9 protein-coding genes and 1 rRNA gene are annotated in these 9,039 nt (G+C 69.6%); 7 read left to right on the forward strand and 3 right to left on the reverse strand.

Annotated features, from left to right (window positions below; genetic code table 11):
• Positions 1-98, forward strand: a 5S ribosomal RNA gene (gene rrf / locus BMW88_RS11675); the annotation flags it as partial.
• Between the two features lie 148 nt (positions 99-246).
• Here rrf and BMW88_RS11680 read toward each other — a convergent pair.
• Positions 247-669, reverse strand: a complete 423-nt coding sequence (locus BMW88_RS11680) for a type II toxin-antitoxin system PemK/MazF family toxin (protein ID WP_089951072.1) — start codon at positions 667-669, stop codon at positions 247-249.
• An 89-nt stretch (positions 670-758) separates the two neighbouring features.
• Here BMW88_RS11680 and lepA point away from each other — a divergent pair, with 89 nt between their 5' ends.
• The 3 genes from lepA to BMW88_RS11695 all read left to right on the forward strand — a co-directional run bounded on the left by lepA (position 759) and on the right by BMW88_RS11695 (position 4,197).
• Positions 759-2,594 (forward strand): translation elongation factor 4, encoded by a 1,836-nt coding sequence (lepA, locus tag BMW88_RS11685; protein ID WP_089950707.1) that lies wholly within the window; start codon positions 759-761, stop codon positions 2,592-2,594.
• Between the two features lie 37 nt (positions 2,595-2,631).
• Positions 2,632-3,456, forward strand: coding sequence for a DUF72 domain-containing protein (locus BMW88_RS11690; RefSeq protein WP_089950708.1), 825 nt, complete (start codon positions 2,632-2,634; stop codon positions 3,454-3,456).
• A 129-nt stretch (positions 3,457-3,585) separates the two neighbouring features.
• Positions 3,586-4,197: a class I SAM-dependent methyltransferase gene (locus BMW88_RS11695; RefSeq protein ID WP_089951073.1), complete on the forward strand. Its 612-nt coding sequence runs from the start codon at positions 3,586-3,588 to the stop codon at positions 4,195-4,197.
• Between the two features lie 53 nt (positions 4,198-4,250).
• On the opposite strand, the gene BMW88_RS11700 is transcribed toward BMW88_RS11695, so the two are convergent.
• Together BMW88_RS11700 and BMW88_RS11705 are read right to left on the reverse strand one after the other, a co-directional pair.
• Positions 4,251-4,478, reverse strand: coding sequence for a hypothetical protein (locus BMW88_RS11700; RefSeq protein WP_089950709.1), 228 nt, complete (start codon positions 4,476-4,478; stop codon positions 4,251-4,253).
• A gap of 74 nt (positions 4,479-4,552) precedes the next feature.
• Complete coding sequence (locus BMW88_RS11705) at positions 4,553-4,984, reverse strand: HD domain-containing protein (protein ID WP_089950710.1); 432 nt, start codon at positions 4,982-4,984, stop codon at positions 4,553-4,555.
• 97 nt (positions 4,985-5,081) lie between these two features.
• On the opposite strand from BMW88_RS11705, the gene BMW88_RS11710 reads away from it, so the two are divergent.
• From BMW88_RS11710 to BMW88_RS11720, 3 genes are all read left to right on the forward strand, one after another.
• On the forward strand, positions 5,082-6,551 hold the full coding sequence (locus BMW88_RS11710; RefSeq protein ID WP_089950711.1) for a chitinase: 1,470 nt from the start codon (positions 5,082-5,084) through the stop codon (positions 6,549-6,551).
• Between the two features lie 118 nt (positions 6,552-6,669).
• Positions 6,670-7,716 (forward strand): nitronate monooxygenase, encoded by a 1,047-nt coding sequence (locus BMW88_RS11715; protein WP_089950712.1) that lies wholly within the window; start codon positions 6,670-6,672, stop codon positions 7,714-7,716.
• A gap of 10 nt (positions 7,717-7,726) precedes the next feature.
• Positions 7,727-9,039 (forward strand): DUF885 domain-containing protein (locus tag BMW88_RS11720; protein WP_089950713.1); only part of this gene is annotated, 1,313 nt, incomplete at its 3' end.

Genomic DNA, 9,039 nt, shown 5'->3' on the forward strand with positions numbered 1-9,039 from the left:
GGGAAACACCCGGTCCCATTCCGAACCCGGTAGTTAAGCCCTTCTGCGCCGATGGTACTGCACTGGTTACGGTGTGGGAGAGTAGGTCGCCGCCGAACATAATTTGCCCTGCGGGTTGAGCGCCACAAGCGCTCCCCGCAGGGCTTTTCACGTTCGGGGTCCAAGACCCCGCGCACATGATTGTGCTCACATCGACCGGCCGTGCTCGGTGCGGGTGCGCTGAGCGTCCAGCGCACCCGCGTTCGTTCAGCGCCAGCCGTGCCGGCCGCGCAGGGCGTCCACGACCTGACCGAAGGCGGCGGGGGCCAGCACGGCGCCCTCGCGCCGGATGTCGTCGTCCGAGTCCAGCGCGAAGACCCTGTCGAGCCGGAGGAAGGACGGCCGGCCGTCGCGGTCCCAGGCGCCCGCGCCCAGCTCCAGGTAGTCGTCGCGCGGCTGCTTCGACGAGAGCATCAGGGCGACCAGGTCGCCGTCCGCCTGGCCCACCACCAGCAGCGGCCGGTCCTTGCCGCGGGAGGCGTCCTCCTCGAAGGGGACCCAGGCCCACACGACCTCGCCGGGGTCGGCGTCACCGTCCACCCGGGGCCGGTAGTCGAGCTTGACCGCCTGTGCAGCGTCGTAGATCTCGCGGACCGCGCCCTTCGCGGGGCGGGGGTCCTCACCGTTCATCAGCACGGACGCACCCTAGTGGTGCAAAGCATGGCGGCCACTATGGGACCATAAGGGGACACCCGTCCGATTTCCTGTTGAGGACTACCTTGACCACGTTCGCCGACACGACCTTCACGCCGCCGGAGCTCATCCGAAACTTCTGCATCATCGCGCACATCGACCACGGGAAGTCGACGCTGGCCGACCGGATGCTGCAGCTCACCGGCGTGGTCGAAGCGCGGGCGATGCGCGCTCAGTACCTCGACCGGATGGACATCGAGCGCGAGCGCGGCATCACGATCAAGGCGCAGAACGTGCGCCTGCCGTGGCAGCTCGAGGGGCAGGACCACGTCCTGCACATGATCGACACGCCGGGCCACGTCGACTTCACCTACGAGGTGTCCCGCGCGCTGGAGGCCTGCGAGGGCGCCGTGCTGCTGGTCGACGCCGCGCAGGGCATCGAGGCGCAGACGCTCGCGAACCTGTACCTGGCGATGGAGAACGACCTCACCATCATCCCGGTGCTGAACAAGATCGACCTGCCCGCCGCGGACCCGGACAAGTACGCCAAGGAGATCGCGCACATCGTCGGCTGCGAGCCGGAGGAAGTGCTGCGCGTCTCGGCGAAGACCGGCCTGGGCGTCGAAGCGCTGCTCGACGAGGTCGTGCGGAAGGTCCCGGCCCCGGTCGGCCAGAGCGACGCCCCGGCCCGCGCGATGATCTTCGACTCGGTCTACGACACCTACCGCGGCGTCGTCACCTACATCCGCGTCGTCGACGGCAAGATCACGCCGCGCGAGCGCATCAAGATGATGTCGACCGGTGCCACCCACGAGATCCTCGAGGTCGGCATCGTCTCGCCGGAGCCGAAGCCGTCGCAGGGCCTCGGGGTCGGCGAGGTGGGCTACCTGATCACCGGCGTGAAGGACGTGCGCCAGTCCAAGGTCGGCGACACCGTCACGTCGGAGCGCAAGGGCGCCACGGAGCCGCTGGCCGGCTACCGCGAGCCGCGCCCGATGGTCTACTCGGGCCTGTACCCGGTCGACGGCTCCGACTACCCGGAGCTGCGCGAGGCGCTGGACAAGCTCCAGCTCAACGACGCCGCGCTCACCTACGAGCCGGAGACCTCCGCGGCGCTGGGCTTCGGCTTCCGCTGCGGCTTCCTCGGCCTGCTGCACCTCGAGATCACCCGCGACCGCCTGGAGCGCGAGTACGGTCTCGACCTGATCTCCACGGCCCCGAACGTCGTGTACCGCGTCGTGATGGAGGACGGTACCGAGCACGTCGTGACGAACCCGTCCGACTGGCCGGAGGGCAAGCGCGCCGAGGTGTACGAGCCCGTCACCAAGTGCACCATCATCGCCCCGTCCGACTACATCGGCGCGATCATGGAGCTCTGCCAGTCCAAGCGCGGACAGCTCGGCGGCATGGACTACCTCTCCGAGGACCGCGTCGAGCTGCGCTACACCATGCCGCTCGGTGAGATCATCTTCGACTTCTTCGACTCGCTGAAGTCCCGCACCCGCGGCTACGCCTCGCTCGACTACGAAGAGGCCGGCGAGCAGGACGCGGAGCTCGTCAAGGTCGACATCCTGCTGCAGGGCGAGACCGTCGACGCGTTCAGCGCGATCGTGCACAAGGACTACGCCTACGCGTACGGCACGCGGATGGCGACCCGGCTGCGCGAGCTCATCCCCAGGCAGCAGTTCGAGGTGCCGATCCAGGCCGCGATCGGCGCCCGCGTGATCGCCCGCGAGACGATCCGCGCGATCCGCAAGGACGTGCTGGCCAAGTGCTACGGCGGTGACATCACCCGCAAGCGCAAGCTGCTCGAGAAGCAGAAGGAAGGCAAGAAGCGCATGAAGATGGTCGGCCGGGTCGAGGTGCCGCAGGAGGCCTTCGTCGCCGCGCTGTCCACGGACGAGCCGAAGGGCAAGAAGTAGGTTCCCGGCTGTGGCACGTCTTCATGTCGGCTGCGCGATGTGGAACCACAAGGCGTGGCTCGGGCGGTTCCTGCCGCAGTCGCTTCCCGCCGGGGAGCGACTGCGCGCCTACGCGGGCTGGTGCAACGCCGTAGAGGGCAACACCACGTTCTACGCGACGCCCGCCAGGAAGACCGTGACGACCTGGGCGCGGCAGACCGACCCCGGCTTCCGGTTCGTGGTCAAGCTGCCCAAGGTCGTCACGCACGAGCGACGCCTGGCCGGCGTCGAGGTCGAGATGCGGGCGTTCCTGGACGCGATCGAACCTCTCGGCGAACGCGCGGTCCTGTGGACCCAGTTGCCCGGCTCGTTCGGACCAGCGGAGGTCGACGCCCTGGGGCGCTTCCTGCGCAGGCTGCCCGCCGGCCTCCGGCGTGCCGTGGAGGTGCGTCACCCGCTGTTCTTCACCGACGGTGGAGCGACGTCGCTGCTGGAGGGGGCGCTCGCCGGCGCGGACGCCGAGTGGGTGCCGTTCGACACCACGGTCTTCTTCCAGAGCCCGCCGGCCAGCGAGGCCGAGCGGGAAGCCTGGGGCAGGAAACCGCGGTTGCCGCGGCGAACGAGGGCGTTGACCGACCAGCCGGTCGTCCGCTACCTGGGCAGGGACTCGGTCGAGGACACCGTCGAGGGGTGGCGGTCGTGGACCGCGGTGGTCGCCGGCTGGCTGCGGGAGGGCAGGTCGCCGACGGTGTTCCTGCACACCCCCGACAACGACGACGCGCCGGCGCTCGCCCGCCGGTTCCACGACGAGGTGCGAGCGCTGGTGCCCGGCCTCGACGCACTGCCCGAGCCCGAGCCGGTTGAGCCCGCGACCCTGTTCTGAGCGAAGGCCTCCACGCGGTCAGCTCGAGCGCTTCGGTCCGGCCTTCGTCCCCGGACCGGTTCCCGAAGCTGTTGCCGGATCAGCAACGAAGTTTGCCGATCCGGCACAGCCTGCCGCACTGTGGACAGCATGACGACTGCACAGGAGTTCTGGGAGACCTTCTACTCGGAGCGGGACCAGGTGTGGTCCGGCAAACCGAACCCGCTTCTGGTGCGGGAGGCCGAACGCCTCACGCCCGGCAGCGCGCTGGACCTCGGGTGTGCCGAAGGCGGCGACGCCGTGTGGCTCGCGAAGCGGGGCTGGCGCGTGCTCGGTGTCGACGTGTCGCAGGTCGCGCTGGACCGGGCGCTCAAGCACGCCTACGACGCCGGCGTGGAGATCTCGGTGGAACGGCACGACCTCAAGGCCACCTTTCCCGAAGGACTGTACGACCTGGTCAGCGCGCAGTTCCTGCACTCGCCCGTCGAGGAGGAAGGGGAGCGTGCCGGCATCCTGCGGAGGGCTTCGGAGGCGGTGGCGCCGGGTGGTTACCTGATCATCGGCGGGCACGCGGGGGCGCCGTCGTGGTCCGAGCACCAGGACTACCGGTTCCCGACGACCAAGGACGTGCTCGACCACCTCGGGCTGCGGGACAACTGGATCATCATCACGGACGAGGTGGTGGAGCGGCCGATCGTGGGGCCGGACGGGCAGGAGGAGACGCGCAAGGACAACGTGCTGACGGTCAAGCGCCTCTTCTAGATGCGCGAAGGCCACCCGCGGCAACGTTGCCGGGGGTGGCCCAGAGTGGTTCGTCAGGCGGTCCGCAGGAGGCGGTCCATCGCCTGGCGGTTGATGATCGAGCGGAGTTCGCTCGTCTCCTCCGCGCCGTGGCGCGACAGGATGGCGTCCAGTTCGAGCCGGTCGCTCTCGGAGGTGTAGCTGGCCAACTGCCGCTCCAGGCTCCGGCGCCGCGAGCGGGCGTCACGGCGGATCGCCATGCTCGAGCGCAGGGACTTCACGGACAGGTCGTGGCGGGTCATCGTGTCCTTCCAATCTTGGTTACGATTCGATAATACACCCTGTTCAGAGGACCTGTAACGATGAAGAAGGTTAGCTAGCTCACGAACTCGTCGAGCAACCGCAGGGCGCGCGCGTACTTGGCCTTCAGGCGGTCTTGCGTCGCCTCGTCCAGACGGGCGATGCGGGCCGGCGAGAGGTTGTCGCCGATGTCCGCGCGCTTCACCGCCAAGGCCACCGGGTTGGCGGCGACGCGGCGCAGGTAGTCCTCCTGCGGTTCGTCCGGCAGGTGCGACAGCGCCACGACCGCGTCGACGACATCGGGTGGGCAGCCGCGGGCGAGCAGGTCGGCCGCCGTTACCGGGGTGTCTTCGATGACGTCGTGCAGGACGGCGGCCATCTGCTCATGTTCACCTGACACGGACGCCATGACCCGCAACGGGTGTCCGATGTACGGCCGCCCCGACTTGTCGACCTGGCCTTCGTGGGCGGCCGTGGCGATCGCGACGGCGTCTTCGAGGGTGAACACGGGCTCAAGCTAAACCAGGGCTTGACCTGGCGCAGTGGTCTAGTCCATTTTAGGGTCAATCACAACATGGCCGCCGCATGATGTGTGGAGGTGGACCATGTCCAAGACCAGACGAGCAGCGATAGCGCTGCTGTCCGCGCTGTTCGCGTGCGCCGGTCTGGTGCTGGTGATCAACGGCAGCGCCGTGGCCGCGAACCTCGCGTCCAACAGCGGCTTCGAGGCCGGCAACCTGAGCGGTTGGACCTGCACCGAGGGCACGAGCGCCACCAGCAGCACGAAGCGCACCGGCACGTACGCGCTCCAGGGCGCCCCGCAGGGGCAGAGCAACGCGCGGTGCCAGCAGACCGTGGCGGTGCAACCGAACACGGCCTACAAGCTGAGCGCGTGGGTGCAGGGCAGCTACGTCTACCTCGGCGTCACCGGTGGCGCGGAGAAGAACACCTGGACGCCGGGATCCAGCGGCTTCAGCCAGCTCACGGTCGACTTCACCAGCGGCAGCGCCAGCAGCGTGACGATCTACCTGCACGGCTGGTACGGCCAGCCCGCCTACTACGCGGACGACGTCAGCCTCGACGGTCCCGGCACGCCGCCGACGTCCACCACCACGAGCACGACGACGTCGACCACCACTACGACGACCACGACCACCACGACGACCAGCAACCCGCCGAACACCGGTCTGCCCAAGCACGTGCTGACGGGCTATTGGCAGAACTTCTACAACGGTGCGCGCGCACTCCGGCTGTCGGACGTTCCCACCACCTACGACATCGTCGCGGTCTCGTTCGCCGACGCGACGGCGGTGCAGGGACAGGTCGCGTTCAACCTCGACCCCGGCCTGAGCAGCCAGCTCGGCGGGTACACCGACGCGCAGTTCCGGGCCGACGTCCGGACCCTGCAGAACCGCGGCCAGAAGGTGATCATCTCCGTCGGCGGTGAGAAGGGCACGATCAGCGTCGGCAACTCGACGGCGGCCACCAACTTCGCCAACAGCGTCAAGGGACTGATCTCCTCCTACGGCTTCAACGGCGTCGACATCGACCTGGAGAACGGCGTCAACGCCACCTACATGGCACAGGCGCTGCGCAGCATCCACGCCGGTGGCGGCACCGTCATCACCATGGCACCGCAGACGATCGACATGCAGGACGTCAACGCGGAGTACTTCAAGCTGGCGCTGGCGGTGAAGGACATCCTGACCATCGTCAACATGCAGTACTACAACTCCGGTTCGATGCTCGGCTGCGACCAGCAGGTCCACAGCCAGGGCACGGTCAACTTCCTGACCGCGCTGGCGTGCATCCAGTTGCAGAGCGGCCTGCGCGCGGACCAGGTCGGCCTCGGCCTGCCCGCGTCGCCCTCCGGCGCCGGCGGTGGCTACCAGCCGCCGTCCAACGTCAACAACGCGCTCAGCTGCCTCGCCCGCGGCACCAACTGCGGGACGTTCAAGCCGAGCACGACGTGGCCGTCGATCCGCGGCGCCATGACGTGGTCGATCAACTGGGACGCGTCGAACAACTGGCAGTTCGCGAACACCGTTGCCCCTCATCTGGACTCCCTGCCCTAGATGAGGAACCGCCGGTGCCACGTCCGCAGTGGACTTGGCACCGGCGTCCGGTCCGGCGTCGCCGGGGACACAGCGGCTCCGCCGGGCGGCCACCACCTCGTCCAACTAGGTTGTGCTCATGTTCCCCACGCTCGCCGTGCCCGTGATCGCCGCGCCCATGGCGGGAGGACCCTCCACCCCCGAGCTGGTCGCCGCGGTGACCGGAGCCGGCGGCTTCGGTTTCCTGGCGGCCGGTTACCTCACCGTCGAGCAGCTCGCGGAGAAGGTCCGGCGCACCGGTGAGCTCACCGGCGCACCCTTCGGGGTGAACCTGTTCGTGCCCGGTCCGCGGCCGGCCGCGGACCTCTCGTCCTACGTGCGGCGGGTCACGGCCTTCGCGCAGGAGGTCGGCGCGGTGCCCGGCGATCCCCGCTGGGACGACGACAACTACGCGGCGAAGCTCGAACTGGTGCTGGCGCTGCGGGTTCCGGTGGTGTCGTTCACGTTCGGCCTGCCCGACGTGGACGACGTGCAGCGGCTCAAGGCGGCCGGCTCCACGGTCGTCGTCACGGTCACCACGCCGGGCGAGGCGCGGCAGGCGCAGCAGATCGGCGCGGACGTCCTGTGCGTGCAGGGCTCGGACGCCGGTGGTCACCGCGGCACGTTCGTCGACGACGGCGTCTCGCCCGGTGGCGGTGAGCTGTACGGCACGCTCGCGGCGCTGCGGCTGGTGCGGAGTGCGACCAGCCTGCCGGTGATCGCCACCGGAGGCCTGGTCAGCGGTGCCGACGTCGCCGCCGTGCTGGCGGCCGGTGCGGTCGCGGCGCAGCTCGGCACCGCGTTCCTGCGCTGCCCGGAGGCCGGTACCGCCGCCGCACAACGGGAAGCGCTCGCCGACGGTGGCAGGCGCACCGCGCTCACGAGGGCGTTCAGCGGACGGCCCGCACGTGGCCTCGCCAACCGGTTCCTGGTCGAGAACAGCCCGCACGCCCCCGCCGCGTACCCGAACGTGCACCACCTCACGAAGCCGGTCCGCGCGACCGGTGAGGTGGAGGTCATGTCGCTGTGGGCGGGCACCACCTACCCGCTCGCGACCGGGGAACCGGCGGCGGAGATCGTCCGGCGGATCGGCGCCGAACTGGCCGAAGCCGCCAATTCGCTGGCAGAGCGCTTCGGGCGCGGCTAAGAAGGAGAGCGTGACCTCGCTCTCGGATGAGACGTTCCAGGCGATGATGGACTGGAACCCCATGTTCGCCACGCTCGTCGGCATCCCCGGCTGGGACGACCGGCTCGACGACCTCGGCGCCGACGGTCATCGGGCGTTGCGGGCCAGACTCGCGGACGTCCTGAGCCGGGTCGAAGAGAGCGACGAGGACCCGATCACGCGGGACGTGATCCGGCACCAGGCGACCTCGATCATCACCGAGATCGACGCCCGGCTGGTGGAGCACACCGTCGGTCCCGGACTGCGCGCCCCGGTCACCAGCCTGCTCTCGATGGCCTCGCAGGTCGACTTCTCGCAGCGGCGGCACCTCGTGCCGCGCTTCCTGCGGCAGGCGGAGGAGCGCCTGCTCAACACCGACCGCAGGCCGTTGCGCCGGCACGTGGAGAGCGGTGCGGCCCACCTGGAGCGCTTCCTCGCCTCGCCGCGGCAGGAGTGGGAGGGCGACGCGGACCTGCGCCCCGCCTTCGCCCGGTTCCGCGAGGCGCTGCTCACGCTCCAGGGCCGCGACGACGAGTACGCCGGCCTGTGCTGGCTGCCCGAGGGCGAGGAGAACTACGCGAAGCTGGTCCGCAATTACACGACGACTTCGCGCAGTCCGGAGGAGTTGCACCGGCTGGGCCTGGAGCTGATCGCGTCGCTGCGCGAGGAGTACGCGGAGATCGGTGCGCGGGTGTGGGGCACTTCGGACGTGCCGGAGATCTTCCGGCGACTGCGCACGGAACTGCTGTGGAGCGGCGAGGACGAGATGCTCACCAGCGCGGTGGAGGCCATCGCGCGAGCCGAGCAGGTCGCCCCGCGGTGGTTCGGCAGAGTGCCCAGGGCGCGCTGCGAGGTGCGGCTCGTGCCGGAGGTCGAGCGGGAGACCGCGCCGCTCGCCTACTACACGGACGCCGCGCTCGACGGGTCGCGGCCAGGGGTCTACTGGCTGAACCCGGTGGGCGCCACCGAACGCAGCCGCACGCTCTCGGAGGTGGTGGCGTTCCACGAGGCGGTGCCCGGCCACCACTTCCAGCTGACCGTCGCCGCCGAGACCGAGCTGTCGAACCTGCGCAAGTTCGCGTTCATCGAGGCCTACCTGGAGGGCTGGGGCCTCTACACCGAACGGCTCGCCGACGAGATGGGCCTCTACTCCGGTGACGAGGCCCGGCTCGGGATGCTCGGGCTCGACGCGATGCGCGCCGGGCGGCTGGTGGTCGACACGGGTCTGCACGCGTTCGGCTGGTCGCGGCAGCAGGCCGTGGACTACCTGCGCGAGAACACCGTGATGTCTGATTCGGAGATCAG

The sequence above is a fragment of the Lentzea xinjiangensis genome, assembly GCF_900110955.1.
Lineage (GTDB): Bacteria > Actinomycetota > Actinomycetes > Mycobacteriales > Pseudonocardiaceae > Lentzea > Lentzea xinjiangensis.

What these genes read in the sequence shown, in the direction of transcription:
- BMW88_RS11680 (WP_089951072.1), bottom strand. Translation starts at nt 669, where the DNA reads ATGAACGGTGAGGACCCCCGCCCCGCGAAGGGCGCGGTCCGCGAGATC.
- BMW88_RS11690 (WP_089950708.1), top strand. Translation starts at nt 2,632, where the DNA reads ATGTGGAACCACAAGGCGTGGCTCGGGCGGTTCCTGCCGCAGTCGCTT.
- BMW88_RS11695 (WP_089951073.1), top strand. Translation starts at nt 3,586, where the DNA reads ATGACGACTGCACAGGAGTTCTGGGAGACCTTCTACTCGGAGCGGGAC.
- BMW88_RS11700 (WP_089950709.1), bottom strand. Translation starts at nt 4,478, where the DNA reads ATGACCCGCCACGACCTGTCCGTGAAGTCCCTGCGCTCGAGCATGGCG.
- BMW88_RS11710 (WP_089950711.1), top strand. Translation starts at nt 5,082, where the DNA reads ATGTCCAAGACCAGACGAGCAGCGATAGCGCTGCTGTCCGCGCTGTTC.
- BMW88_RS11715 (WP_089950712.1), top strand. Translation starts at nt 6,670, where the DNA reads ATGTTCCCCACGCTCGCCGTGCCCGTGATCGCCGCGCCCATGGCGGGA.